At 70.3% G+C, this 25,625-nt stretch carries 25 protein-coding genes; 12 read left to right on the forward strand and 13 right to left on the reverse strand.

The window, feature by feature from the left end; genetic code table 11:
- The first annotated feature begins 100 nt into the window (after nucleotides 1-100).
- The gene (locus tag INP57_RS23295; RefSeq protein ID WP_200072459.1) at nucleotides 101-808 is read left to right on the forward strand and encodes a FadR/GntR family transcriptional regulator; all 708 of its coding nucleotides are present in this window, start codon (nucleotides 101-103) and stop codon (nucleotides 806-808) included.
- A gap of 138 nt (nucleotides 809-946) precedes the next feature.
- Here INP57_RS23295 and INP57_RS23300 read toward each other — a convergent pair whose 3' ends face one another.
- Nucleotides 947-1,513 carry a TetR/AcrR family transcriptional regulator gene (locus INP57_RS23300; RefSeq protein WP_200072460.1) on the reverse strand — a complete coding sequence of 189 codons (567 nt, stop codon included), beginning with the start codon at nucleotides 1,511-1,513 and terminating at the stop codon, nucleotides 947-949.
- 82 nt (nucleotides 1,514-1,595) lie between these two features.
- On the opposite strand from INP57_RS23300, the gene INP57_RS23305 reads away from it, so the two are divergent.
- The gene (locus INP57_RS23305) at nucleotides 1,596-2,543 is read left to right on the forward strand and encodes a TIGR03564 family F420-dependent LLM class oxidoreductase (RefSeq protein WP_233628141.1); all 948 of its coding nucleotides are present in this window, start codon (nucleotides 1,596-1,598) and stop codon (nucleotides 2,541-2,543) included.
- A 218-nt stretch (nucleotides 2,544-2,761) separates the two neighbouring features.
- Here the strand turns inward: INP57_RS23305 and INP57_RS23310 are convergent, their stop codons facing one another.
- Nucleotides 2,762-3,982, reverse strand: a complete 1,221-nt coding sequence (locus INP57_RS23310) for a coiled-coil domain-containing protein (RefSeq protein WP_200072461.1) — start codon at nucleotides 3,980-3,982, stop codon at nucleotides 2,762-2,764.
- A 238-nt stretch (nucleotides 3,983-4,220) separates the two neighbouring features.
- Between INP57_RS23310 and INP57_RS23315 the strand changes: the two genes are divergently transcribed.
- Entirely contained in the window at nucleotides 4,221-5,414 is a 1,194-nt protein-coding gene (locus tag INP57_RS23315; RefSeq protein ID WP_200072462.1) for a tyrosine-type recombinase/integrase, read from the forward strand.
- A gap of 49 nt (nucleotides 5,415-5,463) precedes the next feature.
- Here INP57_RS23315 and INP57_RS23320 read toward each other — a convergent pair whose 3' ends face one another.
- Nucleotides 5,464-6,228, reverse strand: a complete 765-nt coding sequence (locus INP57_RS23320) for a sulfite exporter TauE/SafE family protein (protein ID WP_200072463.1) — start codon at nucleotides 6,226-6,228, stop codon at nucleotides 5,464-5,466.
- A gap of 112 nt (nucleotides 6,229-6,340) precedes the next feature.
- Nucleotides 6,341-6,790 carry a GNAT family N-acetyltransferase gene (locus INP57_RS23325; protein ID WP_307850238.1) on the reverse strand — a complete coding sequence of 150 codons (450 nt, stop codon included), beginning with the start codon at nucleotides 6,788-6,790 and terminating at the stop codon, nucleotides 6,341-6,343.
- A gap of 255 nt (nucleotides 6,791-7,045) precedes the next feature.
- Between INP57_RS23325 and INP57_RS23330 the strand changes: the two genes are divergently transcribed.
- Nucleotides 7,046-7,693, forward strand: a complete 648-nt coding sequence (locus INP57_RS23330) for a class I SAM-dependent methyltransferase (protein WP_200072464.1) — start codon at nucleotides 7,046-7,048, stop codon at nucleotides 7,691-7,693.
- 272 nt (nucleotides 7,694-7,965) lie between these two features.
- On the opposite strand, the gene INP57_RS23335 is transcribed toward INP57_RS23330, so the two are convergent.
- Nucleotides 7,966-8,562 (reverse strand): TetR/AcrR family transcriptional regulator, encoded by a 597-nt coding sequence (locus INP57_RS23335; RefSeq protein ID WP_200072465.1) that lies wholly within the window; start codon nucleotides 8,560-8,562, stop codon nucleotides 7,966-7,968.
- Entirely contained in the window at nucleotides 8,562-8,771 is a 210-nt protein-coding gene (locus INP57_RS23340) for a DUF5708 family protein (RefSeq protein WP_200072466.1), read from the reverse strand. The genes INP57_RS23335 and INP57_RS23340 overlap by 1 nt, the downstream gene beginning before the upstream one ends.
- A gap of 275 nt (nucleotides 8,772-9,046) precedes the next feature.
- Between INP57_RS23340 and INP57_RS23345 the strand changes: the two genes are divergently transcribed.
- Entirely contained in the window at nucleotides 9,047-9,292 is a 246-nt protein-coding gene (locus tag INP57_RS23345; protein WP_233628142.1) for a helix-turn-helix domain-containing protein, read from the forward strand.
- A 145-nt stretch (nucleotides 9,293-9,437) separates the two neighbouring features.
- On the opposite strand, the gene INP57_RS23350 is transcribed toward INP57_RS23345, so the two are convergent.
- Nucleotides 9,438-9,887, reverse strand: a complete 450-nt coding sequence (locus tag INP57_RS23350) for a winged helix-turn-helix transcriptional regulator (RefSeq protein ID WP_200072467.1) — start codon at nucleotides 9,885-9,887, stop codon at nucleotides 9,438-9,440.
- 89 nt (nucleotides 9,888-9,976) lie between these two features.
- On the opposite strand from INP57_RS23350, the gene INP57_RS23355 reads away from it, so the two are divergent.
- Together INP57_RS23355 and INP57_RS23360 are read left to right on the forward strand one after the other, a co-directional pair.
- The gene (locus INP57_RS23355) at nucleotides 9,977-10,372 is read left to right on the forward strand and encodes a PaaI family thioesterase (protein WP_200072468.1); all 396 of its coding nucleotides are present in this window, start codon (nucleotides 9,977-9,979) and stop codon (nucleotides 10,370-10,372) included.
- A gap of 132 nt (nucleotides 10,373-10,504) precedes the next feature.
- Entirely contained in the window at nucleotides 10,505-11,470 is a 966-nt protein-coding gene (locus INP57_RS23360) for an SAM-dependent methyltransferase (protein WP_200072469.1), read from the forward strand.
- Between the two features lie 71 nt (nucleotides 11,471-11,541).
- Here INP57_RS23360 and INP57_RS23365 read toward each other — a convergent pair whose 3' ends face one another.
- The 3 genes from INP57_RS23365 to INP57_RS23375 all read right to left on the reverse strand — a co-directional run bounded on the left by INP57_RS23365 (nucleotide 11,542) and on the right by INP57_RS23375 (nucleotide 14,496).
- Nucleotides 11,542-12,066 carry a GNAT family N-acetyltransferase gene (locus INP57_RS23365; RefSeq protein WP_200072470.1) on the reverse strand — a complete coding sequence of 175 codons (525 nt, stop codon included), beginning with the start codon at nucleotides 12,064-12,066 and terminating at the stop codon, nucleotides 11,542-11,544.
- Between the two features lie 170 nt (nucleotides 12,067-12,236).
- Nucleotides 12,237-13,286 carry a 2,3-butanediol dehydrogenase gene (locus INP57_RS23370; RefSeq protein ID WP_200072471.1) on the reverse strand — a complete coding sequence of 350 codons (1,050 nt, stop codon included), beginning with the start codon at nucleotides 13,284-13,286 and terminating at the stop codon, nucleotides 12,237-12,239.
- 31 nt (nucleotides 13,287-13,317) lie between these two features.
- Nucleotides 13,318-14,496, reverse strand: a complete 1,179-nt coding sequence (locus INP57_RS23375; protein ID WP_200072472.1) for an LLM class flavin-dependent oxidoreductase — start codon at nucleotides 14,494-14,496, stop codon at nucleotides 13,318-13,320.
- 153 nt (nucleotides 14,497-14,649) lie between these two features.
- Here INP57_RS23375 and INP57_RS23380 point away from each other — a divergent pair, with 153 nt between their 5' ends.
- Together INP57_RS23380 and INP57_RS23385 are read left to right on the forward strand one after the other, a co-directional pair.
- Nucleotides 14,650-16,278, forward strand: a complete 1,629-nt coding sequence (locus INP57_RS23380; RefSeq protein ID WP_200072473.1) for a sigma-54-dependent Fis family transcriptional regulator — start codon at nucleotides 14,650-14,652, stop codon at nucleotides 16,276-16,278.
- Between the two features lie 452 nt (nucleotides 16,279-16,730).
- Nucleotides 16,731-17,936, forward strand: coding sequence for a glycosyltransferase (locus INP57_RS23385; RefSeq protein ID WP_200072474.1), 1,206 nt, complete (start codon nucleotides 16,731-16,733; stop codon nucleotides 17,934-17,936).
- Nucleotides 17,937-17,941: 5 nt separating this feature from the next.
- Here the strand turns inward: INP57_RS23385 and INP57_RS23390 are convergent, their stop codons facing one another.
- A complete protein-coding gene (locus INP57_RS23390; protein WP_233628143.1) occupies nucleotides 17,942-18,352 on the reverse strand; it encodes a DUF2000 domain-containing protein in 411 nt (136 codons plus the stop codon).
- Nucleotides 18,353-18,401: 49 nt separating this feature from the next.
- Between INP57_RS23390 and INP57_RS23395 the strand changes: the two genes are divergently transcribed.
- Complete coding sequence (locus INP57_RS23395; protein WP_200072476.1) at nucleotides 18,402-19,208, forward strand: helix-turn-helix transcriptional regulator; 807 nt, start codon at nucleotides 18,402-18,404, stop codon at nucleotides 19,206-19,208.
- Nucleotides 19,209-19,278: 70 nt separating this feature from the next.
- Here INP57_RS23395 and INP57_RS23400 read toward each other — a convergent pair whose 3' ends face one another.
- Together INP57_RS23400 and INP57_RS23405 are read right to left on the reverse strand one after the other, a co-directional pair.
- Nucleotides 19,279-20,211: an MBL fold metallo-hydrolase gene (locus INP57_RS23400; RefSeq protein ID WP_200072477.1), complete on the reverse strand. Its 933-nt coding sequence runs from the start codon at nucleotides 20,209-20,211 to the stop codon at nucleotides 19,279-19,281.
- A gap of 119 nt (nucleotides 20,212-20,330) precedes the next feature.
- Nucleotides 20,331-23,537 carry a UvrD-helicase domain-containing protein gene (locus INP57_RS23405; RefSeq protein ID WP_200072478.1) on the reverse strand — a complete coding sequence of 1,069 codons (3,207 nt, stop codon included), beginning with the start codon at nucleotides 23,535-23,537 and terminating at the stop codon, nucleotides 20,331-20,333.
- 129 nt (nucleotides 23,538-23,666) lie between these two features.
- Between INP57_RS23405 and INP57_RS23410 the strand changes: the two genes are divergently transcribed.
- Together INP57_RS23410 and INP57_RS23415 are read left to right on the forward strand one after the other, a co-directional pair.
- Complete coding sequence (locus INP57_RS23410; RefSeq protein WP_200072479.1) at nucleotides 23,667-24,761, forward strand: questin oxidase family protein; 1,095 nt, start codon at nucleotides 23,667-23,669, stop codon at nucleotides 24,759-24,761.
- A gap of 90 nt (nucleotides 24,762-24,851) precedes the next feature.
- A complete protein-coding gene (locus INP57_RS23415) occupies nucleotides 24,852-25,568 on the forward strand; it encodes a VOC family protein (protein ID WP_200072480.1) in 717 nt (238 codons plus the stop codon).
- The last annotated feature ends 57 nt before the right edge of the window (nucleotides 25,569-25,625 follow it).

Genomic DNA, 25,625 nt, shown 5'->3' on the forward strand with positions numbered 1-25,625 from the left:
CAGGCATGAACCCGCCCCGGTGGCCACGAGCATCGTGCCCCCGCCGCACGTGCGGCAGCAGCGCAACCGCGCCCGGTGCGGCGCCGATAGGCTCGGGCGCATGGCGAATCCTGCTGTCCGCGCTTGGGAACGGGTGCTCTCGCACGTCGAAGCCGAGTTGTTGGGCGGCAGGCTCGTCCCGGGTCAGCGGCTGCCGGGCGAACGCGCGCTGGCGGTCGAACTCAACGTCGGGCGCTCGTCGGTGCGCGAGGCGATGCGCGTGCTCGAAGCCCTCGGCCTGCTGCGCGCGCAGACCGGCTCCGGCCCGGACGCCGGGGCGGTGATCCTCGCCCGGCCGACCGGCGGGATGAGCGCGCTGATGCGGCTGCAGGTCGCCGGGCAGGGTTTCCCGGTCGCCGACGTGGTGCGCACCCGCCTGGTGCTGGAAGGCTCCGCGGTCGCCGAACTCGCCGCGCGCCCGGGAGCGGTCGACCTGACCGAGACCGACGAGCTGCTCGACGCGATGGACGCGCCCGATCTCGACCCGGAGACGTTCCTGGCCCTGGACGCCCAGCTGCACCTGGGCCTGGCCCAAGCCGCGGGCAACGAGGTGGTCGCCGCGATGATGTCCGGCCTGCGGGACTCCATCGAGACCTACACCCGCGAAGCCGTCCCGCGGCTGGAGTCCTGGAGCGGCACCGCGCAACGACTCCGCGCCGAGCACCGGGCGCTGGTGCAGGCGGTTCGGGACGGCGCGGCCGAGCTCGCCCGCACTCGCGTCACCGAACACATCAAGGGCTACTACGCCGACAGCGGCCTGCGGCTGTAGCGGCCTGCGTCGGTGAAGCCGCGGCGAGCGCGGCCGTTCACCGGGGCCGTGTGCGCGGTATCGCCCGCCCATGCCCACGGCGGCCGCTGCGCGGCGCGGACCTGAATCGGTGGTTCACCCGCTACGCCGCCTGGCGCGTCACCAGTCCTCCGCCGTCCTGCGCAGCTCTCCGAAGGTCGAGCGCAGGTGGTGCCGCAACGTGCGTCGGCGGGAGTCGGCCAGCCAGTTGTCGGTGCCGAGCCGGTAGGCGGCCACCGCGGCGGCAGCGGTCACGGCGGCCGAGGTGGCGGAGCCTCCCCGCGCGCGCAGAGCTGCGCTGATCGCCGTGTCGAGCGCGGCCATCTTGGCCAGTTCGCGCTCTCGCAGTTCGGCACGCGTGTCGAGAATCCGCTTGCGGCGCTGTGCGGCGTCCCGGCGCTGGTCGAACCACTCGGTGTCGACGGTGAGGGCCGCGGCGACCGCGTCGAGCGGCGACCGGTCCGCGGGTGCGGCGCCCACCGCTTCGACGACCTCGGCGATGAACCGGTCCTGAGCGGGGAAGAGCACGTCGCGCTTGTCGGCGAAGTGGTTGTAGAAGGTGCGCTCGGTCAGTCCGGCGTTTTTCGCGATCTCGGCGACAGTGGTGCGCTCGTAGCCGCGTTCGGAGAACAACTCGATCGCAGCGCTCTGCAGCCGTTCCTGCGCCCCGCCCGGCCATCGTCCCATCACACCAGCCTAGGCGATTACAGAGACTGCAATCAACGCGTAGGCTGAGTGCAGTCTCTGCAATCAGCTGAAGGGGTCCGAGATGACCTACGCGGGAACCCGGATCGGAGTGTTCCTGGGCGGAACGTTCGCGCAAGAGCCGGGCATGGGCAACATCGTCGACCGGGCCGTCGAACTGGCCCGCGAGGCGGCGGACGCGGGTGTGCACACGCTCTGGTTCGGGCAGGCGGTGGACTTCGATGCGATCCAGTTGGCCGCGCACGTGGGCCGGGCCGAGCCCGGGATCCACGTCGGCACGTCGACGGTGCCGATGTACCCGCGTCATCCCCTGCTCGTCGCCGCGGCGGCGAAGACCGCGCAGGCCGCCACCAGCGGGCGGTTCCGGCTCGGCGTCGGGCTCGGCGCGCGCAACCTGCTCGAGCCGCAGTTCGGCCTGCCGTACCCGCCGCAGATCCGGCACCTGCGCGAGTACCTCGCTGCGCTGCGTCCGCTGCTCGACGGGGACGACTCCGCGTTCGAGGGCGCGACCCTCGCGTCGCGCCCGGTCACGCCGACCGCGGTGGCCGGAGCCGCACCGGCGATCCCGATCCTGGCCGCCGCGATGGGACCTCGCGCGCTCGCGGCTGCCGGTGAGCTCACCGACGGAACGGCGACGTACCTCGCGGGGCCGCGCACGCTCGCCGAGCGGATCGTCCCGGGCATCACCGAAGCCGCTGCCGCGGCCGGGCGGCGGGCACCGCAGATCGTGGCCGGCGTGCCCGCGGTGGTCACCGACGACGTCGCCGCCGCCCGCGCCCACGCGGCGGAGGTCCTCGGCTTCTACGACGACATCCCCTCTTACCGGAAGGTCATCGCGGCTGAGGGCCTGTCGAGCGCGGCCGACCTGCTGCTCGCCGGAGACGAGGACACCGTCGCCGCCGGCCTGCGCCGCTACGTCGACGCCGGGGCCACCGAGATCATGATCAGCCATACCGAGCTGCTCGGCGAACGAGCACGCGCACGCACCTGGGCACTCGCCCGGCGTCTGTGACGGCAGTCCGGATGCGAAACCTCGGCCGGCTCGCGGTCGGGGCGGGCAATGCCGCCGTCCCGGCCGTCGCCGCGGTGCCGGTTCTGCACGACTCCCGGCCCGCCGTGGCTCCGGGGAACCCCGACCGCACATGATCAACCCGAGGCGCCGAGCGGCCGATCTCGACCAGCGGCGTTGCCCCGTGCTGAACCGCTCCACCGGTTCAGCGCTGACCGCTGCTACTCGAACCCGGACTCCTGCGGCCCTGTTGAGGCCGCCCCGTCTGCAGAGCTTGACCGCGAGGCATCGGCTGCCGCGGTCGAGTCCGGGCCGTGCGGGCTCGCGCCGTTCAGCGCGGTGCGCAGGTCCCGCCGCAGGTCGTGGTCGGGCTGCCCGTCGGCGGGGACGCGGTCGAGGGATCGGGCGAGTGTCTCGTGCAGCTGCTCGAAACGTGCCCGTTCGGCCGCAGCCGCGGTGGTCTGCTCGGCCAGTTGCCCGCGCAACTGGTCGATCTTGTCGTGCAGCGGGGCGAGGTTGTCGGCGTAGCCGCGGGTGGCGTCGGTGAGCTGCTGGGTCAGCGCGGCGATGCGTTGGTCGGCGTGGTCTTGGGCGGCTTTGAGGCGGGCCTCGAAATCCTCGCGCTGCGCGCTGATCTGCTGCTCGTGCTCCTCGCGCAGCGTCGCCCGCAGGCTGTGCCGCGCCTGGTCGAGCTGTTCCAGCGCCGCGGCGCGTTCGTCGGCGAGGGTCTGCTGGGTTTCGGTCAGCCGCTGGTTGGCGGTGTTGAGTTGTTCGAGGGCGTGCGCCCGGTCGTCGGTGGCCTTCGCTGCCTCGTCCCGGGCGCTTTCGGCGTCCTCGGTGGCTCGGGCCGCGGTCCGCTCGGCGTCCTGTTGCCCGGCACGTGCGGCTTGGGCCTGTTCGCGGGCCTGCTCGGCGTCGTCGGTGGCCTGGTCGCGTTCGGCGGTGGCGGTGCGGGCCGCTTCCAGCGCCTCGTCGCGTTCGCGTTCGGCGGTCTCACGCGCGGCGAGCGCGGCTTCGAGCTGATCGGAGGCGTGCGAGTGCAGCGCGGCGACCTCGGTGCGCACGGGATCGACCGCCGCGTTGAGCCGGTCGAGGTGCTGTTGCAGCGCTGTGAGGTCGAACGGGGTCATGGGCTGCTGTTCGCCGTAGACCTGGACCCAGATCTCGCGGTGCTCGTCGAGCATCGCGCAGCTGATCGTCTTCGCGCCCCACTGGCCGTAGCGGTCCGCGTCGGCCGGGCAGTACGGGGTGGGCCGTCCGCCACGCGAGGGCAGTGGCGGTAGCGGCTCACCGCAGTAGGCGCAGTGGGCCTGCTCGCCCGCGGTCAGCTTCTGCAGCGTGGTTTCGCGGCGCTGCTCGCGGCTCGCCCGCCGCGCCGGAGCGGGCGGCTTTCGGTGCGTCCTGTCGTCCTGCTCGTCCTGGGTCGTGTCCTGGCCCGCCACGGTTCTTGTGTCCTCCGAGTAGCCCGCTTGCCTGCATGAAAGGTCATCATCAAGTTCTAGTTCAAGAACTCTAACATCGTTGATCCAGTTCTGTTCGATAACTACTACAGCGAAGACGTCGGACCGGAGTCATATGGATAACCAGGATTATGGATATGATCTCGTGGTGAGGTTCGGAGGCGGCCCGCCGCGGCGAGCGGGGGCCACCGCGAGGCGAGAAGGGGAGGGCCGCACAGCGATGACCCACGCCGTGGCCGCGATCGAGGAGCCGGGCGGCAAGACCAGCCGGGAGCGATTCGCGGAGTTCCTGCGGATCTACACCTCGTTGAACACCCGCATCGCCTACGCCACCGACCTGGGCATCCCGCTGGAATGGGTGCCCGGCTACCAACCGCCGGATCCGCAGCGCCGCCGCGGCCGGGCGCGGCGGACCGAGCCGACCGGGCTGGAATGGCTCAACTGGTGTGTGCGCAGCGGGTTCGGCTCTTTCGCCGACGTGCGGGTGCAGCACGTCGAGCAGTGGCTGGAAGAACTCGCCGACGCCGGTTACCGCGACGCCACGCGGGCGCGGATGCTCTCGGCGGTCTCGGCGTTCTACCGCAAGTACCTGCTGCGGGAGGGCTTGGCCGAGCACAACCCGGCCGCGCTGGTCGACCGCTCAAACCAGCACCTCAACCGCTCCGCAGCAACCCCGTCGACCACGGCGATGTGGTCGTTCGAGGCGTGCCGGGCGCTGCTGCACGCCGCGCACCTGCTCGCGCCCGGTCGCCGGGACGGACTTCGCGACCGGGCGATGGTCGAGGTGCTCATCGGCACCGGAGTCCGCGCGGAGGAACTGGTCGGGGTCGATCTGGACGGCTATCAGCGGCCCGCACCGGGCGGGCCTGCCGCGCTGCGGGTGCACGGCAAAGGCGGGAAAGATCGCCGGGTGGCGTTGGCCGCGCCGGTGGCCGATGCGATCGAGGACTACCTGGCGGTGCGCAGCACTCCGGCGGTGCCCGCCGTTGCCGGGCAGGTCGGCAACCGGGTCGCGCAGCCGTTGTTCGTGACCCGCACCGGAGCCCGGGTGCACGTCACGCACGTGCAGGCGGTGCTGCGGAGGTTGTGCGCGACGTTCGCGCCCGCACCGGACGCGCCTGCGCCGCGGGCGCGGTGGCTCAGGGACCTGCTGGCCACCGAGCAGGCCGCGGTGATCGCGCAGCACCTGGGTCCGTTGCGGGAGACCATCCATCCGCACTCGGCGCGGCATTCCTACGCCACGCACGCGATCACGCGCGGCGCCGAGCCCCGGCAGGTTCAGCACGACCTCGGTCATGCCGCGTTGTCGACGACCGAGGGCTATCTGCACGACGCCGAGGAGCTGGCCCAGTCCGCCGCCCACGAGCTCGCCCCGGCGCTGCACCGGGGCTGGCTGTCGACCCGAAACGGATGATCAGCCGCGTCCGGGAACGGCAGCGGTTTCGGTCACGGTGACGATTTCGTCAGCCGTGCAGCGCCAGGTAGGGCGCCACGGCCAGCAATGCCGCCACCAGCGCGTACTTGAGCCCGCGGGTCGGCACGGCGTGCGCGATCTTCCAGCCCAGCAGCACCCCGGCGAGTTCGGGGATGCCCACCAGCGCGGCCAGCGGCCAGTTGATCGCGCCGTGGGCGAGGTAGCCGACGGTGCCGACCGCGGCGATCACGATGGACTGCGCTTGCGCGGCCGCCAGCGACTCCAGCACCGGCACGCCGAAGGCGATCAGCAGCGGCACGGTCAGCATCGGACCGCCGATGCCGACGATGCCCGAGGCCACGGCCACCGCGAACCCGGTGCCACCGACCAGCGCCATCAGAGGGTGCGCGGCGGTTCCGGCGGGTTCGCGGTGCTCGCGCAGCCACACCAGCACCGCCACCAGCGTCACGAACACCGCCAGCACCAGCCCGAACACCCGCTTGGACACCACCGTGTTGATCAGCACGCCCAGCGGGGTCCCGGCCAGCGCGGTCGCGCACAGGATCAGCGCGCTGCGCCGCGTCTCGGGATCGCGCAGCTGCCCGGAGCGGGTGTAGGCGGCGGTGGCCAGCGCGCCCGTGGCCACGTGCGTGACGATCGCGGTGCCTGCGACCTCGGCCGAGCTCAGCCCGGTCAGCGCGAACAGCCCGATGGTCGGCAGCACGCCGCCAGGCCCGAGGGCGGTGATGCCGACACCGCCGACCAAGCCGAACAGGCCCAGCAGCACCAGCACAGGTGTGGAAAGTCCGGCCATGACCGCGGTCGTCCTCCGGTTGGGGTTGCGAGCGGCGCTGACCGTAACACCACCGCTTCGCCCGCAGGCCCGAGCGCGATCACCGAAACCGGCTCCGCGGCAGCGGCTAGCGCTAACCGGTCCGCCGCAGGTGCAGCAGCGGGAACGGCCTGCCCTCGCCGTCGAGTTCCGATCGGCCGATTCGCTCGAAGCCTTTTGCTTCGTAGAAATGGCGCCCGCTGTCGTTGTCCTCGTTGACATCGACATGAAGCACGTCGAATCGCCGCCCGATGTCGTCGAGCAGTCGAGTTCCGATTCCGCGGCCCTGCGCCGATGGATCGACGAACAGCATGTGAATCTCGCCGTCTTTTTGCGCGATGAACCCCAGCGGCCCGTGTCCCGGCTGGTCGGCCACGCGCAAGTCCTGCATGGCGGGCAGGTATCCGGAGACGGCCGACTCGTAGAAGTCGATGTCGTCCCCGGTCAGGAAATGGTGCGTCGCTGCAACGGAACGCCGCCAGATGCCCAGGAGAACGGCGTGTTCCTCGGGTCCGGCCGACCGTACCTGCACGTCGAAATCCACTACCGCAGGATACTGACCGGCCGTGGATGTTCCTTGTGCCCGCACAGCGAATGCTCACCGCGTACCGCACGCCTCCGGTGCGGCCGCGACGATCTCGTCCTGTGGCGCACGATCGGCGAGCCGCGGGAGCCCGAAGTCCGCGCCGCCGGTCCTCGCTGGCGAAGGTTTTTGCGGAATCGGCAACGATGTTTGTCGTTGTCGGCGCCGGGAGTGGACGGTGTCGTGTGTATGGGAATCGGCGAGGAAAGGACCACGATGACCGACGCGAACGGCACCGCCGAGCACTGGGACGCCCGCTACGGCGAGTACGAGCAGTTCTGGAGCGGGAACCCGAACGCGGCCCTGGTCGAACACGTCGCGCAGCTCGCCCCGGGGCGCGCGCTCGACCTCGGCTGCGGCAAGGGCGCCGATGCGATCTGGCTGGCCGAGCGGGGCTGGCAGGTCACCGCCGTGGACGTCTCCGGTGAGGCGCTGCGGCGGGCGCAGCGGGCCGCCGAGGACACGGGAGCGGCCGGACGCATCGACTGGCGCCAGCTGGATCTGGCAACCGAGTTCCCGGGCGGCGAATTCGACCTGATCTCCGCGCAGTTCCTGCATTCCGAGGTCGAGCTGCCGCGCGAGGAGATCCTGCGCACCGCCGCGGCCGCGGTCGCAGCGGGCGGAGTGCTGCTGATCGAGGGCCACGCCAACATTCCCGACTGGGCCCCGCAGCAGTACCACGATCATGATGTGCACCTGCCGAGTTCGCGGGAACTGCTGGAGACCTTGGGCCTCGGCGAGGAGTGGGAGGTGCTGTTCTGCGGCGAGCACGAACGCACCCAGCACGGACCTGACGGCTACATCGGGGCGCGGCAGGACACCACCCTCAAACTCCGCCGCAGATCAGCCGCGCGGAGCCGGTGAGGCGGAGCGAGCCGCGAAGGTCCAGTTCTCCGGTTGCCGCGGCCAGCCGCAAAGTAGCTCAGCTGGAAGTGCTGGCTGAGTCGCCGCCGCGTCGCAGGGGTGCGGTAGACGGTGGGTCTCGACACGGAGAACGGTTCGCGATCCGTCGGGGCTGTCTCAGTGGGGGGCCCTTGCGGATGGCCTCATCGGTCCTGCCGCGCCGGTGATCATCAAGAGGTTCCGGGTGGCTGGAGTACCACGCCAGATGGTCCTCGGTGTTGCGTGAGACGCTGTCACGGGTGGGTGGCGAAGAGTCGATTCAGGTGTGTGTCGAGCCCGGCCACGAGTAGGTCGGCTCGCTCGGCGGGTGGGCGAGTCAAGGCTTGCACGACCAGGCCGTCAACGACGGCCAGCAGCAATGTGGCTTCCCCGTCGATGTCGAGGTCGGTCCGCAGCTCGCCGCGCGTGCGCGCCTCTGTCAGCAAGGCGGCGAAATGGGCGCGTAGGTCCTGATCCACCGCCGCGTTGCGCGCCCCGAGGTCGGGCGAGGTGACGGCGGCGGCAGTGAAGGCCAGCCACACCCGCGCCGTCCGTACCCGTGGTTCGTCCATGGGAAGCCACAGGTGCAGCAATGCTCGCAGCACTTCCTGCGGTGGCCCGGAGGTGTCGATCGTGCTGGCCTGGGCGACCACCTCGTGGCTGACGTGTTCGAACGCGGCCGCCAAGAGTTCGTCTTTGCTGCGGAAGTAGTACTGCACCTGGGCCAGGGAGACTCCCGCGGCAGCGGCCACGCCGCGCATGCTCACTGCGGCAAAGCCCTCCTCGGCGATGACCTGCAGGGCAGCCTCCAGGATGTGCCCACCCCACCGCTGCGTGGCGGCATCGCTCATCACACGTCGTGCTTCTTGTACCGCGTTGACGGATTCGCAAGCGCGATCCCCGAGACCACGATTTCGATCACTCCCACCACCAGCAGCACTAACCCAAGTTGAGAAAGCCCGATGACGGGCGTCTCAATACCCTCGGTTGTCCGCCACAACACCAGGCCCACGATCCCCAGGATCGCGCCCGTCCCGATCGACATCAGATGGTTCCGCATCTCGCCTCACTCCTATACGGACGTACAGGTCGACCGTACAGGCATGAGGAGACGAACACCATCGACAGTTCGAAAGGGCATGATCACCGGCGTACAAGAGGAACCCCTCGCGTACACGCGTCGCTGTAGCGGCCGGCAGGCCGTGGCCTGGACCTGCGGTGTTGCAGTTGCCCCGTACGGTGAAAATTCCGGTCGTCGGGGGCTAAACGTACGCTCGCCGACCATGAGCGTCACGATCATCGGCTATGCCGCTGCTCCACCGACGAGCAAGCAAGATGTTCTTCAACATCCTGGCCACCTTCGCCGAGTTCGAAGTCGACCTGCTGCGGGCCAGGACGAAGGAAGGCATGGCCGTAGCCAAGGCCAAGGGCAGGCTGCGCGGCAAGCAGCCCAAGCTCTCGGCTAAGCAACAGCGCGAACTCGTGCGGATGTACCGCACCGGCGAGTACACCATCGCCGACCTCGCCGAGGTCTTCACCGTCTCCCGGACCACGATCTACCGCACCCTGCAGCGCGAGTAGAACGAGCAAGCGCACTGACCTGCGATCAAGGGCTTAGCGTTCAATTTCGCACGGTTCTTGCCCAGACCCCCATCTTGGTCCGGCATTGTTCCCTGACCAGGAATGTAGCTGGAGGCGCAGGCAGAGCCGGCATTCACGCCGTGCGTCAGCCCGTCCCGGGGCCGGGAACCGACTTGACGTTGCCCGCGCCGATCGCTTCGCCGCAGGCCGAGCAGATCAGGTGGGCGTCGGCGATTTCGCCGCAGTCGCGGTGGATCAGTTGCATCGGTGGCCCGTCGGGTGCGGCGTGCTCGTCGCCCCATTGCCGCATGGCGGTGATGACCGGCCACAGATCGCGGCCTTTGGCGGTGAGCTTGTAGTCGAACCGCGGCGGGTGCTGCGAGTAGGCGATCTTTTCGACGACGCCGTGCTCGACGAGGCGGGCGAGGCGCTGGTTGAGGATGTTGCGGGAGATCCCGAGGCGCTGCTGGATCTCGTCGAAGCGGGTGGTGCCGAGGAACACGTCGCGCACGATCAGCAGCGACCAGCGTTCCCCCACGATCTCCAGGCACTGCGCGATCGAGCAGTGCATCTCGGAGAAGCTTTTGTGCTGCATCCCGGGCGACCGTAGTCAGTTGCATCATGGAACGCAATCTGCATAGTGTCGGTTCCGTCTTGGAACTCCCTCCGTCCGAGGAGCATTCGATGCCGGAACTCGCCGCCCCGTCCGCGTTCATGGAACTGCTGGGCATCTCGTTCGACGAGACCACCGCCAGCACGGTGCGCGGATCGGTGGCCGCCGACGAGCGTCACCACCAGCCTTGGGGGCTCGTGCACGGCGGGCTCTACACGACGGTGATCGAGTCGTTCGCGACGACCGGTGCCTACGAGGCGGTCAAGGACCAGGGCCGGCGAGCGGTCGGCGTGTCGAACATGACCGATTTCCTGCGCCCGCACCGCAGCGGGCGGCTCGACGTGGTGGCCACCGCGATCAACCAGGGGCGCAGCCAGCAGCTCTGGCAGGTCGAGATGCGGCGGCAGGACGACGGCAAGCTCGTCGCCCGCGGCCAGGTCCGCCTGCAGAACATCGACGCCGGCTGAGCATCGTCGGCGGGAACCTCCTTCTACTGTGGCAACGCTCGATCGTCGCCGCGACCCGCGAGCGGGGTAGGAGTGGTGGCGCGAGGTGAATCACCGCGCAGCCGCGCAGTCGAGGAACGGGAGGTAGCGAGTATGACCGAACCCGAACGAGCCGGAACCGCGCCTGCCTCCGCGGCGGACGAATCGGCTCGACACGACAGCGCCTCCAAGAAGGGTGACCACGAGGGAGGCGTCACCGGCGGGGTGGGTTTCACCGCGCTGGCGGTGGCGGCAGCCCGCGCGAGCGAAACCGTGCGGACCGATCCGATCTGCTCCGATCCCTACGCCGAAGCGCTCGTGGCCGCGGCCGATGCGCCGCTGCCGACTCGCCCGTTGTCCGGGAAGGAATCGGGCTGGGACGCCGAGCTGGCCGGCATCTGGGACACGATGGCCGGTCACTTGGGACTGCGCACCCGGTTCTTCGATGACTATGTCACCGCCGCCGCAGCGGCCGGAATCCGGCAGGTGGTGATCCTGGCCGCCGGGCTCGACACCCGCGCCCACCGGCTCGACTGGCCCTGCGGTACGACCGTGTTCGAACTCGACCAGCCCCGCGTGCTCGAGTTCAAGGATCACGTGCTGTCGGCGCAGTCCGGCTGCGAGCGGATCACCGTGCCGGTCGATCTGCGCGAAGACTGGCCCGCCGCCCTGCGCGAGGCCGGGTTCGACCCGGCCGTGCCGACGGCGTGGCTGGCCGAAGGTCTCCTGCGGTACCTGCCCGGGGCGGCTGTACGGGAACTGTTCGCCCGAATCACCGAACTGTCCGCGCCCGGAAGTCTGCTGGGCGTGAACGAGACTCGGGACGAGTCGTGGCATCCGCAGTTGCGGCGATTCTTCGCGCAGTTCGGGATCGACCCGAGCGCGCTGCGGCACGTCGAGTCCGCTCGCCCGCAGGTGGCGACCTGGTTTCCCGCCCATGGCTGGCAGACTCCCTCGCTGGTCACCGGCCGCGAACTCGCCGAGCGGCACCAGCGCGCGCTGCCTGCGGAAGCCGCCGACTGGTTCGCTGCCCACAGCGACTACTTCACCACCCGCCTGCCTGGCCGACCGGAGCGATGATGTGGTGGTGAGCGTGCTCGGCATCGCGCGATCGCCGCAGTGGTGATCCGCCAAGGCGCGGCGGCCGGTTTTCAGGCCACCGGCAGCGTGCGTTCGTGCACCAGCTCGAGTCCGTCGGCGGCGTCGTTGCGGGTGCCGACCCGGTGGAAACCGAGCGTGCCGGCCAGCGCGAGCGAGGCGGTGTTGTCGGGGCGGATGCAGGCCACGCAGATCGCGGCCAGGCCTGTGCCGTGCGCCCAGCCGGTCAATGCTCGCGCTGCTTCGATGGCATAGCCCTTGCGGCGATGACCGGGCATGATCTCGTAGCCGATCTCCACCCGCCCGCCGCGCGGTGGCGCGTGGAATCCGATGTGGCCGACGACTTCCTGCTGGTCGCGGTGCACCACGGCCCGCACCAGCCATGGTTGTTCATTCCGGTCGTCGGCCAGTTGCGCCAGCCGCCGCCGCGCCGGAACTCCCGAGCACCACCCGGCAGGCACGTGCACGCCCAGCGCGCGCTGCAGCTCGGCGGCATCGCCGCGCAGGACCAGCTGCAGCAGCTTCGGGGTGAGCACGGTCAGGTCGAGGCGGTCGCTGCGGATCACGTCATCGCTCATCAACGACGATCCTCGTGGTCGCCCGCTCGCGGTTCAACGCACCGGGAGCCGACGAGCCGGTGAAACCGCATCGCCACGACCGGTCCCGGCCGATGCGGAATCCGGTGCGACACGCGGCCCGGGGCCTGGTTTTCGGCCGCCGGGAGCTCGTCACCTGGTTCAGGCCGCTGCTAGCCCGCCGGGTCCACCAGTACCTTCATCTTCCGGCCCGCCCGCAGCGTGTCGAAGCCCTCTTCCACGACTTGCCCGATCGGGATGTGCGAGACCCAGCCGGTGGTGTCGTAGTGCCCGCGGGCCATCAGGTCGATCACCGCGCGGTAGTCCTCGGCGGTGTAGGCCAGCGATCCGCGCACGAGAGCCTCGCACATGACGAGTTTGAGCAGCGTGACGGGGAACGGGTGCTCGTAGATCGCCACCGACACCATCGGCTTGCGCGTGCCTAAGCACGACAATCCGGCCTCGACCGCGGCTTGCGCGCCCGCCGCGTCGTAGACGGCGTCGGCGCCGCGGCCGCCGGTGTGTTGCTGGACGTGCTCGGCGGGGTCGGTCGCGGCCGGGTCGATCACGTGCTGCGCGCCGAGTCCGCGCAGCGCCGCACGCCGCGCCGGTGCCGGTTCCACGACGGTGATGTCGTCGATGCCGAGTCCGCGCAGCGCGAACCACAATCCGATGCCGACCGGGCCCGCGCCGAACACGACCGCGGAGCCACCCGGCGGGACCTCGCCGAGCTTGGCCGCGTGGTACGCCACCGCCATCGGCTCGACCAGCGCGCCCAGCTCGTCGCTGACCGAATCGGGCAGCACGTGCACCATCCGCTCGGGCACCACGGTGCGCTCGGCCATGCCGCCATCGGACATCAGCCCGTGGAAACCGATCTGCCGGCAGGTGTTGTAGTTGCCCATCCGGCAGGCGGGGCACTCGTCGCAGCGGTAGAGCGCTTCGACCGCGACCCGGTCGCCCACCGACGCCGCCCGCACGCCGTCGCCGACCTCGACGACGCGGCCCGCGAACTCGTGGCCGAGCGTGAGCGGCAGCTGCGCCCCGGTCAGCGGGTGCGGCTCGACCGGGCAGAAGATCGGCCCGGCGAAGTACTCGTGCAGGTCGCTGCCGCAGATGCCGTTGTGCGCGACCTGGATCTTCACCTGCCCCGGCGGGCAGGGCGGTTCGGGCACGTCGAGCACGGCGATGTCGTGGCTTCCGCGGTACACGGCGGCACGCATGGCGGTCTCCTTCCCGGCCGGGCGGGCCCGGTCACTGCTGGCCGGTCTTCTCCTGCTCGTAGCGTTCGGTCATGGTCGCCACCGCCTGCATCTGCGCGGCCGCGTAGTCCTCGCGCTTGTCGCGGGCGCGTTCCTTCGCGTCGAGCGTCTGCTGCGCGTGCGAGCGCGCTCCGCCTTGGAAGTGCGGCATGACGTGCTGCGCGATCAGCTCCCAGGAACGCTTGGTGGCCTCGGGGTTGGCCCACTCGTGCCCGAGCAGCAGCATGCAGCCGAAACCGCCGGACTGGTCCCACAACCGCTGCACCTGCGCGCGGGCGTCTTCGACGGTGCCGATGGCGCCGACACCGGCCTCGTTGATGAAGTCGATCATCTCCCGCAGGTCGCCGCCTTCCGCGGCCATCTGCGGGAACGCGGCGGTTTTCTGGAAGTAGTGGAACCAGCTCTCGATGCCGTATTCGACGTCCTTGTACGCCTGCTCGCGGGTTTCGGCGATGTGCATCAGCCCGACCAGCCGCCAGTCCTGCCGCGAGACCTGCTGCCCGTGGTGCGCGGCGCGTTCTTCGACGACGTTCCAGTGGTGCGCCAGCGCGTCGAACCCGTCCTTGCTCAGCGTCGCCCCGATCGAGAGCAGCCCCACACCGTGGCTGCCCGCCATGCGCGGCCCGGTCGGGGAGGCGACTCCGGCCACGGCCACGTCGAAGCACGGTTCGGTGTAGGGCCGCAGGTGCAGCTTCGCGTCGACCAGCTCGTGGGTGCGGGTGCGTTCGGTGACCGTCTCGCCGCGCAGCAGCCGCATGATGATGTCCAGGTCGACTTCGAGCAGTTCGCGCGTGTCGGTCGGGGTCAGCCCGAGCATCATCGAGTCGGTCGGCAGCGATCCCGGCCCGCAGCCGAGCATCGTGCGACCCCGGGTGAGGTGGTCCAGCAGCACCATCCGCTCGGCCACCCACAGCGGGTTGTGGTACGAGATCGACGTGACGCCGGTGCCGAGCTTGATCCGCCGGGTGCGTTCGGCCGCCGCGGCGATGAAGATCTCCGGCGAGGCGATCAGCTCGGTGCCCGCAGAATGGTGCTCACCGATCCACGCCTCGTCGTAGCCGCACCGGTCGAGGTGCTCGATGAGTTCCAGATCCCGCTGCAGCGCCAGCGTCGGGTTCTGCCCGGCCGGGTGGAACGGGGCCAGGAAAGTGCCGAAGCGCAGCCGGTCCATGTCGTGCCTCCTCATTCAGGCTGTGGTGTCCGAGCCACCTGCGAACGTAAGCTGCGTCACGCCCGGCCCCGGTGTTCAAAAATTTGACGGCTACCTGGTGTGGCCGGTGCGCGGGCCGGTCGGCAACGGCGCCGCACGGAAGGACATCGCCCGATGCGCACCGCTTGGGAACAGTTCCAGCAGGGGGAGGAGTCGGCAGGGGTCCGCCCGGAGATCCTCACCTCCTGGCGACGATCACAACTGTCCGGCGTCGACCCCGAGCACGTGGATCTGCCGTGGCAGCAGCCGGCCGTGGACACCCGCTTCGCCCGGTCGGCCATCCCGGTGCTGACCCGCCTGGCCGATCTGCTCGTCGGCACCGGCACCGGACTGGTGATCACCGACTCGGGTGGCCGAGTGCTGTGGCGCTGCGTCTCCGACCGCGCGTTGCGGCGCGAACTCGACGAGATGGCCATCGTCGAAGGTTTCAGCTTCGGCGAGGAGCACGCCGGCACCAACGGCCTGGGCACCTCGCTGGAAAGCCGCCGGGTCACCACCGTGCGCGGCGGGGAGCACTTCAAGGCACCGTTCCACCGCTTCACCTGCGTCGCCGCACCGGTCACGCACCCGCTGACCCGCCGCGTGGTCGGCGGGGTCAACATCACCTGCCGCGCCGCCGACGCGAACGACCGGCTGCAACCGGCGCTGCTCGCACTCGCCCGCGAAGTGCAGCAAGCGCTCCTGCACGCCGCGGGCAACCGCGAGCGCGCACTGTTCGACGCGTTCCTGCAGCACGCCCGGGCAACCACACCGGTGATCACCCTCGGCCCGGAGGTGCTCATCAAGAACGACGCCGCAGCCGGCATCGACGTCGACCACCACCGGCTGTGGCAGCGCGTCCTGGACGCGGCCGAGCAGGGCGGCCCGCTGCACATCCCCGAACTCGACGCCCGCACCGCCCAGCTCAAAACGATCGCCGAAGGCTCGCGGATCTCCGGTGCGGTGCTGGTGCTCGACCAGCACAAGCACCGGCCATCGGCCGCCGCGACCGCGCAGCAGCGCGTTGCCGCCGCGGTAGGACGGCTGCTCTGTGAACCCGGCGCCGTGGTCGTGCGCGGCGCGGCCGGGACCGGCAAGCAGTACGTGCTCACCGACCGGTTGATCGCCGCCGGGCACCCGTACGACGTGCTCGACTGCGCAACCGCCACCTTCCGGGAACTGCCCGCCGGTGTGCGCCGGGCGGCCGACACCGGACGTGCACTGGTGCTCACCCACCTGCAAGCGCTCTCACCGGAACACGCCGACGCGCTCACCACGGCGCTGACCGGCCCGCCCGCGCCGGTGCTCGGCACCATCACCGCCGAACGCGCCGACGACACCGCACACCTGACCCGCCTGCTCGACGCGCTCGAAGCCACGGTGCTGGAACTGCCGCCGCTGCAACTGCGCGGCGACGAACTCGACCAGCTGGTCACCGCTGTGACACCGGCCGGTATCCGCTGGTCGGAGCGGGCCACGGCCGCCTTGCACGAGCACACCTGGCCGGGCAACATCGCCGAGCTGAAACTCGCGGTGCGCACCGCCGCCGCGTCGGCCACCGGCAGCGTCATCGGCCTCGAGCACCTGCCCGGCTCGGTGCGCGCCGCCGCGGGCGACCGGCGGCTGAGCCTGCTCGAGCAAGCCGAGGCCGACGTCATCACCGAGGTGCTCGCCGCCTCCGGCGGCAACAAGGCCGCAGCGGCGCGCCGGCTGGGACTGTCCCGGCCGACCCTGTACGCGAAACTCCGCGCCTACCGGATCTGACACCCTCGGCTGCTTCGTCCAGCACAGGTGGGAAAGCCCGACGATCAGCGCAAGTTCGGAGCCCGGGAATGCGATGATCCGCCGACCGCGTCTCCGAGCCTGCTGATCGAGGAGTCATGGACCGACACTTCGCGTTCGTCGACGTCGGCGCCGACGGCCACGTCAATCCCCTGGTGACCGTCGCTCAAGATCCCGAGCAGGAAGCCAACGCCGCAGAGTCGAACAACTCGGCGCCGGGCGTCGACTGGCGCGGACCGACCTGCCCCCGAAGCTGCTGCGCGAGACCGTGGAGGCGGTCGCCGCCGACGACGACATCCGCGCAAGCGCCGCCACCTGCAGCACGGCACTGCAACGCTGCGACGGCCCGGCCCGCGGAGCCGACGCACTCGAAGACCACCTCAGCTGAACGGCCATAGGGCCAGTCCGAAGACGAAACCACTGTGGAGGGTGGAATGCGGGCACTGCTGGCGACCATCGGATCGCGCGGCGAAGTGCAACCGGTGGTCGCCCTGGCTCGGCGATTGAAGGAGCTCGCGCAGGAAGTCCGGGTGTGCGCGCCCCCGGACTTCGCCACCTGGATCGAGGAACTCGGGATCCCGGTGTCGCCCCTCGGGCCGTCGATGCGCCCCGCGCCCGGCTCCGCGACGTGGGACCTGTCCACACCCGAAGGCCGGCGGCGAGCGGCCAAGGACGCCGTGGCCGCGCAGTTCGCCACGCTCCCGGAAGCCGCCGAAGGATGCGACGTCCTGCTAGCGACCGGGACCGTCATGGTCGCGGCCCGGTCAGCTGCCGAAATGGTGGGCATCGACTACCTGCACGCCCACTACTGCCCGGCCACCCTGGCTTCCGCGCACCACCCGCCGGCACCCTGGCCGGGCTGGCCGCAGCACGACACCGGCACCAACGACCAGCTGTGGCAACGGGAAACGCAGCGCTGGAACGACACCTGGGCGAGCCCGCTCAACGAGCACCGCACCACCGCCGGACTCGCCCCGGTCGAGAACGTGCGCAGCCACGTCGTCACCGACCGGTCGTGGCTGGGCGCCGACCCCGCGCTCGGCCCCTGGCTCGATGCGGCGGACCCCACCGTGTTCCAGACCGGCGCGTGGATGCTGCCCGATCAGCGACCGCTGCCGGACGAGCTGGAATCGTTCCTGGCCGCCGGCGCAGCCCCGGTCCATTTCGGTCTGGGCAGCATGCCCGCACCCGGGCACGACCTCGGCCAGGTCCTGACCACGGCCGCCCGCGCACTCGGGCGGCGGACGATCATCACCGCCGGATGGGCGGGCTTGACGGCCGCCGACAGCGACTCGGAGTGCCTCGTGATCGGCGAGACCAACCACCAAGCGCTGTTCGAGCGGGTCGCCGCCGTCGTGCACCACGGCGGCGCGGGAACCACCACTACCGCGGCGCGGGCAGGAACGCCCCAAGTGCTGATCCCGCAGGTCTACGATCAGCACTACTGGGCCGAACGCGTCGACCACCTCGGGATCGGAGTCGCGCACCCGCCGGGAATGCCCAGCGCCGACTCGCTGACCGCCGCGCTCGACAAGGCCACGACCTCCGCGGTCACCACCCGCGCCCGCGCGCTCGCCCCCGCGATCCGCACCGACGGCACCACGGTCGCCGCACGACACCTGATCGCAGGCGGACGGTGAACCGATCAGGGATGCATGTGCGCACCCTTGACGATCTTGTCGACGGCGTTTCGCGGGCCGCGCAGCGCCAGGCCCACGAGGTCGAGAGCATCGCGGGGCACGGCGCGGACCGCGGCGCGGTTGGCTTCGTCATGGCCGGTGGAGAACAGATCGGCGGTGAAGATCGCCGTGGGCAGCTCGCGCGCGACGGCCTTGGCGTGCGCAGTGGTCAGCAGCTCTTTGCCCGCTTCGAACACCAGCACCGGCTGGCGCAGCATCGGCAGATACCGGGTGTCGTCGGCGTCGAGGTAGGGCTCGCCGACCAACTCCGGATCACCGGCGGTGATACCGCTGGTCAGGAACGCGGTCACGTTGAGCCGCTGCCAGGTCGCCAGATCCTCCCGCAGCAGTACGGCGATTTTCGTGTCGAAGCGCATGACCACCACCCTCACCGCTGATCCCCGCACGGTCTTGTACGTTTTTCGCATGACGGGCCAGGCCGCGGAGCGCACCGGCGTCGCGGCGTGGCGGCCGCGGGTACCGGGGGTCTCCGAGGTGTTCCACGCGCGCTTCACCACCCACGCCTACCCGCTGCACACGCACCAGACGTGGACCCTGCTGATCCTCGACGAAGGCGCGGTGGCCTACGAGATCGACCGCCACGCCAGGCACGCGCTGAGCGGCCAGGTCACGCTCCTGCCGCCGCGGATCCCGCACGACGGGCGCCCCGCCACCTCCGGTGGGTTCCGCAAAAGGGTGCTCTACCTCGACGAGCACACCGTCGGTTCGCAGCTGGCGGACAAAGCGGTCGACCACCCCGGCCTGAACGATCCCGCCTTGTGCTCCAGCATCGCGGGACTGCACGATCTGCTCGCCCAGCCAGGAGAAGAACTGGCCGCCGAGACCCGGCTCGTCCTGGTGACCCAGCGGCTCCGCACCCACCTCGCCGGGCGGGCCGGCACCGAGCGGACCGATCCCGCGCCCGCTCGCCGACTCCGCGATCTGCTCGATGCGCACCTGGTCGAGGGAATCACCCTCGAGCACGCCGCAGCGCTGCTCTCGACGCACCCGGCCCACCTGGTGCGCGCGTTCACCCGCGCCTACGGGCTGCCGCCGCACCGGTACCTGACCGGACGGCGCGTCGAACGGGCACGCCACCTGCTGCTCGACGGTATGCCCATCGCCGAAGCCGCGTCCGCGGCCGGGTTCCACGACCAGCCCCACCTCACCCGCCACTACCGGCGCCTGCTCGGCACCACCCCGGGGCGCTACCGCGCGGCACAAGCACGCTGATCCGCACAGCGAACTCCGCTGCGTCGCGCGAGGTTGGGCGCGGTTCGCCCCGCCTACCGGATCCGACCGTTCAGGCCAGGCAGGTCAGTGGTTCGCCGCCGTTGTAGGTGACCATGTCGGCGAGCGCGGCAGCGGTGTCGATGGGGCCACCGGGCGGGGTGCCGTCGAGTTCGGCGTAGGCGCGGTGCAGGTTCCCGACGATCCGTTCGGCGTCGGGCCAGTCGGCGAAGCGCCCGAGGTCGGTGTCCCGTGCCGCCTGCAGCGGAGTGATTCCCTCGGCGTGGCCGCGTTCGGCGAGCTCGGCCACGAACCGCAGGTAGTCCAGGTTCGCGGCCACCGGTTCATCGTCGTGGAAAACCGGACCGTGCCCGGGAACCACGGTCGCCGCCTGCAGCGGGCGCAGCACGTTCGCCAGCACCCCGGCGCAGCCGGTCACCGAACCCATCAGCAAGAACGGCGTGCCGCCGTTGAAGACCAGGTCGCCGCAGAACACCGTCGCCGAGTCCGGGAACCACACCAGCGAATCGTTCGTGGTGTGCGCGGGGGAGCCGACGTGGCGCACCTCGGCGCGCTGCTCGCCGACCCACAGCCCGACGCGGTCGGTGAAGGTCAGAAACGGCGGGTCCAGCGGCAACTCGCCCCACTGCGGGTTCTGCCACCACGGCAGCTCGCGCGCGGGACCGAACGCGATCGCCTCGGTGCGGGTCCGCTCGTGCGCCACGATCGTCGCGCCGGGGAACAGGGCGTTGCCGAAGGTGTGGTCGCCGTGGTGGTGGGTGTTCACCAGCGTGCGCACCGGCGCCGCGGTCACCGAGGCGATCGCGTCGAGGAACGCGCGGGTGCGCTGCTCGGTGGAACAGGAGTCGATCGCGACGACGCCCTGCGGTCCGACCGCGAAGCCGGTGTTGTTGATCCACCACGTGCCGTCGGGCTGGATGTAGGCGTACACGCCGTCGGCGACTTCTTGCAGCCGAGGGTGACCCGGCCGGGTCACGTCGATCATCATGAGTCCTTCCGCAGCGGGACGAGGGGAGCGTCCGGTTCGATGCGAGTGTCGAACGAGCTCGAGTCAGCGCCCCGACCGACACACCGCCCCGAACCGGACGCACGAGTCGGGACCGCTCACAGCAAACTCAACTGCGTCGCCCGAGGTTTGCGCGGCGCAGCCGGTTCACTGCGCACCACACCATCGCCGAGCCCGGACAAGAACGGCGAGGCCACCCGCTCCCGCACCTGACCGTGCCTGCTGCGCCGCGCGGCGTGGGTCAACCACAACTGATCCTGCGCGCGAGTCATCCCCACGAAGAACAACCGCCGCTCCTCGGCCACCTCGTCCCGTGCGGACTCCGAACCCGGCCAACGCAACGGCAACAACCCGTCCTCGCAGCCGACCAGGAACACCACCGGGAACTCCAAGCCCTTCGCCGCGTGCAACGACAACAGCGACACCGCCTCCGCGCGCGGATCCAACGTGTCGACCTCCGCACCGAGCCGCACCTCCGAGCGGAACCGCTCCAGATCATCGCCGCAGCGCAGCGCCAGCGGCGTGAGCACCTCCAGACCGCTGTGCACCTCGTCCTGCACATCGTCCGGAACGCTGAACACCACCGCCGTCGCCGCCGCGCGCAACCGCTCCAGCACCGACCCCTCCCGGTCGGCGACGTGCGCCAGCTCCCGCATCAGCAACTCCACGCCCGGACGCGCCGAAAGCAGATCGTGCGAACGCTTCTGCACCGGCAACCCGCAGCGCGCGAACTCCTCGATCAACACCCGCGACTGCGCATCCGTGCGATACAGCACCGCGATGTCACCGAAGCCCACACCACCATGCCCATCACCGGCGACCCGGCCGCTGTCGAGCGAATGGAACGACGAACCACCCAGCAACTCATCGACCGCGCGCGCCACGAACGCCGCCTCCGCACGCTCATCCGCAGCCTCGTGCCGCACCACCCGATGCGCCGCCCGCTGCCCGGCCGCGTGCAACTCGCGGCCCGGAACCAGCGTCGAAGGCCCGATACCGCGCAACGCCGCATCCACGATGTGCGCCCCGGAGCGGTAATTCCGCGTCAACGACAACACCGGAGCGGCCGGATGATCCTGCTCGAAACGCAGGAAGAACCCCACGTCCGCGCCCCGGAACGAATAGATCGCCTGATCCGGATCACCGATCGCGGTCAGATTCGCCTCCGCCGGGGCCAACGCCTGCAACAACCGGTACTGCGCATCGTCGACGTCCTGGTACTCGTCGACCGTGATCCAGCGGAACCGCTCGCGGTACGACTCGGCCAGGTCCGGGTCCTGCTCCAGCAGCCACACCGGAAGCGCCACCAGATCGTCGAAATCCACCAGGTCCAGCTCCCGCAGCCGCCGCCGATACCGCTCGGCGACCGCGACGAGTTCGGAGCTCCCGACCTGCTCGGAATCCCCAGCCTGCGCCGAGTCTCCAGCCTGCGCCGAGTCCGCCTCGCCGCAGCGGCGCAGCCGCGACAACTTCGCCAACTTCGCCCGCGCGCCACGCTCATCACCGGTGACCTCGGCCAGCACCGCCACCCGCCGATCGGCATCGGCCACCGAGAACTCCGCCGACAACCCGACCCGCTCGTACTGCTCCCGCAACACCTGCAAACCGAACGAATGGAACGTGCCCACGGTCATCTCACCCGCAGCGGCACCGATCAGGCCGTGCAGCCGCTCACTCAGCTCCTGCGCCGCGCGCCGCGTGAACGTGATCGCCAAGCACTCCCTGGCAGGCACCTCCCGCTCCAGCACCAAGTGCGCCAGCCGGTGCGTCACCGTGCGCGTCTTGCCCGTACCCGGCCCCGCCACGATCAACAACGGACCCGACGGCACCGCCGCAGCCGCCCGCTGATCCGGATCCAGCCCGGCCAGCACACCCGAATCCGCGACATCCTCGACCGGCACCGACACCTCGCGCGGCGAAACCCGCTCAACCGCGGCATCACGAGCCGGAGACTCCGGCACCGCAGCAGGCCCCGGCACCGCGGAACGTTCGGAATCAGCCGGCGGGGCAGGGGAGAGCGACTCGTCGTCGAACAACGCGAACGCACCCGCATTCCGCACCCGCGACAACTCCGCCGGATCGAACACCCGAATCGTGCCGTACTCGCCGTCGAAACCCGCCTCGCGCAGCACCGCGCCGCGCCGCAACCGCTCGACCGCCTCGGCAACCGCGGGATCACTGCGCCGCAGCTCCTCGACCGGCACCTCCTGCAAGATCGACAACTCCGGGCCGTGCGCGGCCGTCAACGCACTCACCGACTCGAAGACCTTCTTGCTCTTCGGCCCAACACCGCGCACCTCGCCCACGATCTCCGGCAGCGGAATCAAACTGCGAAAACCCGCAGCACCGTCCGGGCGCACACCCGCATCCCGATCCGCCAGCGCATCCACCCGGTGCAACACCCCGACCGTCAACGGCTTCCCGCACCCCGGGCACCGGCCGTCATGAGCACGGGTGTCGGACGGATCCATCCGCACCGAACACTTCCGATGCCCGTCCAGGTGGTACTTGCCCTCCTCCGGGAAGAACTCCACCGTGCCCTCGAAACCACGACGCGTCTCCAGCGCGCGCTTGACCGCGAAGTAGTCCAGCTCGGTGTCGAAGACCGTCGCCTCCCGCCCCAGCATCGGCGGCGAATGCGCATCCGAATGGCTCACCAGCGTGTAACCGTCCAAACCGGACACCCGCCAGTTCATCTCCGGATCGCTGGAAAGCCCCGTCTCCAACGCGAAGATGTGCCCCGACAGATCCCGGTAAGCCTCCTCGACCGAATCGAACCCCGCCTTCGACCCCAGCACCGCGAACCACGGCGTCCACACGTGCGCAGGCACCAGATAACCACCGCTTTCCAGCGTGATCTCCAGCAGGTCCCGCGAATCCAACCCCAGGATCGGCCGCCCGTCCGAAGCCAAGTTCCCGATCTTGCCCAACCGGCGCGTGAACTCCTCCGCCGCCGCGAAATCCGGCACGTAGCACAGGTGATGCACCTTGCGCGTGCGCTCGCCGTACTTGTAGATCGTCGAGATCTCCACCGACAGCATGAACCGCACCGCACCGGTGCAGTTCGGCGGCATCCCAGCCGACATCTCCCGATCCCGCTCCGGACGCAACCGCAACAACCCCGGCTCGGCCTCCTCGAGCACCTCCCGCAGATGCGCGAACCACGCAGGGTGCGTGAAATCCCCGGTCCCCACCAACGTGATGCCCTTGCGCCTGGCCCACCACGTCAACTGCTCGATGTCGCAGTCCTTGCTGCACGCGCGGGAATACTTGGAATGGATGTGCAGGTCGGCATGAAAACGCACCCGGCGATCTTGCCAGCCCCGCGATCACGCCGACCGCACGGGGCGACCGCCCGGACTTTGACTTCAAGCGCACTCGAAATCCGAACATGAGGCGAGACCAGCTTCCCGATCCCGCCACGAGGTGCGCAAATGATCCCCTACACCGACGCGATGCACGAAGCGCTCGACCGCCTCGACGGCCTCGGCCCCGAGATCGGCGAAGCCGACTTCGTCAACCACGGCCCGATGGCCGCCGAAGCCCTGGCCGCACTCGGCCACGGCGCCGAAGTCGGCACCTGGGTGCAGACCTGGCGCGCATCGCGACCCTTCCACCAAGCACCCCCGGTCACCTTCGACCTCGACGGCGACGACGAAACCTCCTGGCGCCCCGCACTCGGCGACCGCAACAAACTGGGGGACTGGGAAGGACTGTTCCACCGCGAACTCACCGAAGCACCCTGGCAGGACGTGCTCGCACGCTGGTGGCCCCGACTCCTGCCCGGCCTGTTCACCCGCGTCACCCACGGACTCATCCGCACCGCCCACGCAGTGCGCAGCCTGGCCAGCACCACCGGAACCGGCCAGACCCAGCTGACCGAACTGGCCCGCGCACTGGCCATGTGGGCCTCCCGGTTCACCGCACTACCCGGCACCGCCCAGCTGACCGGCAACTCCGACGTCGCCACCGCCGTCGCCGCACTACCGCGCACCTGGCTCGAACCCGACGACCGGACACCCTGGACCGACGCCACCCGCGACCGGCTGCAACACCCCGACGCACTACCCGGCTACCTGCCCGCGCTGAGCGCACTGCACACCGGCGACCCGCACCGGCTGATCACCGAAATGACCACCGAATTCGCCGGGATCTACCAAGCCCACCCAGAAGTCATGCCCATCCCGCTGGTGCACGCCGTGACCGCGCCCGCCGCCGTGCGGCTCGTCCTGCCGCACCTTCCCGCCGACCACCACCCGGCCACCGTCGAAGCGCTGTGGCAGGCCAACGTCGCCATGCTCCTCGCCTTCACCATCGACCGGCGCGGCGAGGACACCGCGCTGAACACCGCCATCGACAGCGACCCACCACCCTTCGACGAACTCATCGCCCGCGCCGTCGAGCACGGCGACGACCACGTCATCAAGTTCACCGAAGCCGCCGCCCGCGAACACGCACTGCGGCCCGACCCGCGCTACCCGGCCGCCGTGCACGCCGCCCAACAGCGCATACCCCGCCTCAACCGCTGAACCGAACCGGCGACCGCGATTCGCCACGACCGGCCGCAAAGCAACAAAAAGGAAGTGTGACTGCCCTCTGCCGAGACCTACGGTGTGGCCATGTACCTGGAAAACCTGGTCACCGACGCCGTCGATCCGCAGCGGCTCGGCCGGTTCTGGGAGGCGGTGATCGGCGGTCAGCGGCTCACCGACGAGCCCGACTGCTTCGAAACCCAGCTCGCCGTCGAGGACGGGCCGGTGCTCGACCTGTGCTTCCAGCGCGTCCCCGAACCGCCATGCGAGCCGCCCCGGCTGCACATCGACATCTTCGGCGGCACCGCCCGGGCCGACGAGATCGACAGGCTGCTCGGGCTGGGCGCACGACACCTCGACATCGTCCAGGGCGAAGCCCCCTGGACGATGCTCACCGACCCGGAAGGCAACCCCTGCTGCGTGCTGGAGCACCGGGCAACGCACGTGCACACCGGACCGATCGCAGCGCTCCCACTCGACTCCGCGGATCCCGGCCGCGACGGCGAATTCTGGGCCTGGCTGACCGGATGGACCCACGCACCCGGGACCGCGGCCGCAACGCTGCGCCACCCCTCGCTGCGAGGGCCCCTGCTCGAACTTCGCCCGGAACCGGCTCCCAAGGGAACCGCCAAGAACCGGCTGCACCTCGACATCCGACTCGAAACCGCAGACGACCCCGACGAACTCGCGGCAGAAATCGCCGAACGCGGCGGCCGCGAATTCCGCCCCGCTCGGGGAGAACTACCGTGGCGCATCCACACCGACCCGTCTGGCAACGAGTTCTGCTTGCTACCGGCCCGATAACGAGCCCCGGAGCTGTGCTCCGGGGCTTCGTCATACCTCGGTGCAGACTCTCCGGGG

The organism is Saccharopolyspora galaxeae (assembly GCF_016526145.1).
Taxonomy (GTDB): domain Bacteria; phylum Actinomycetota; class Actinomycetes; order Mycobacteriales; family Pseudonocardiaceae; genus Saccharopolyspora_C; species Saccharopolyspora_C galaxeae.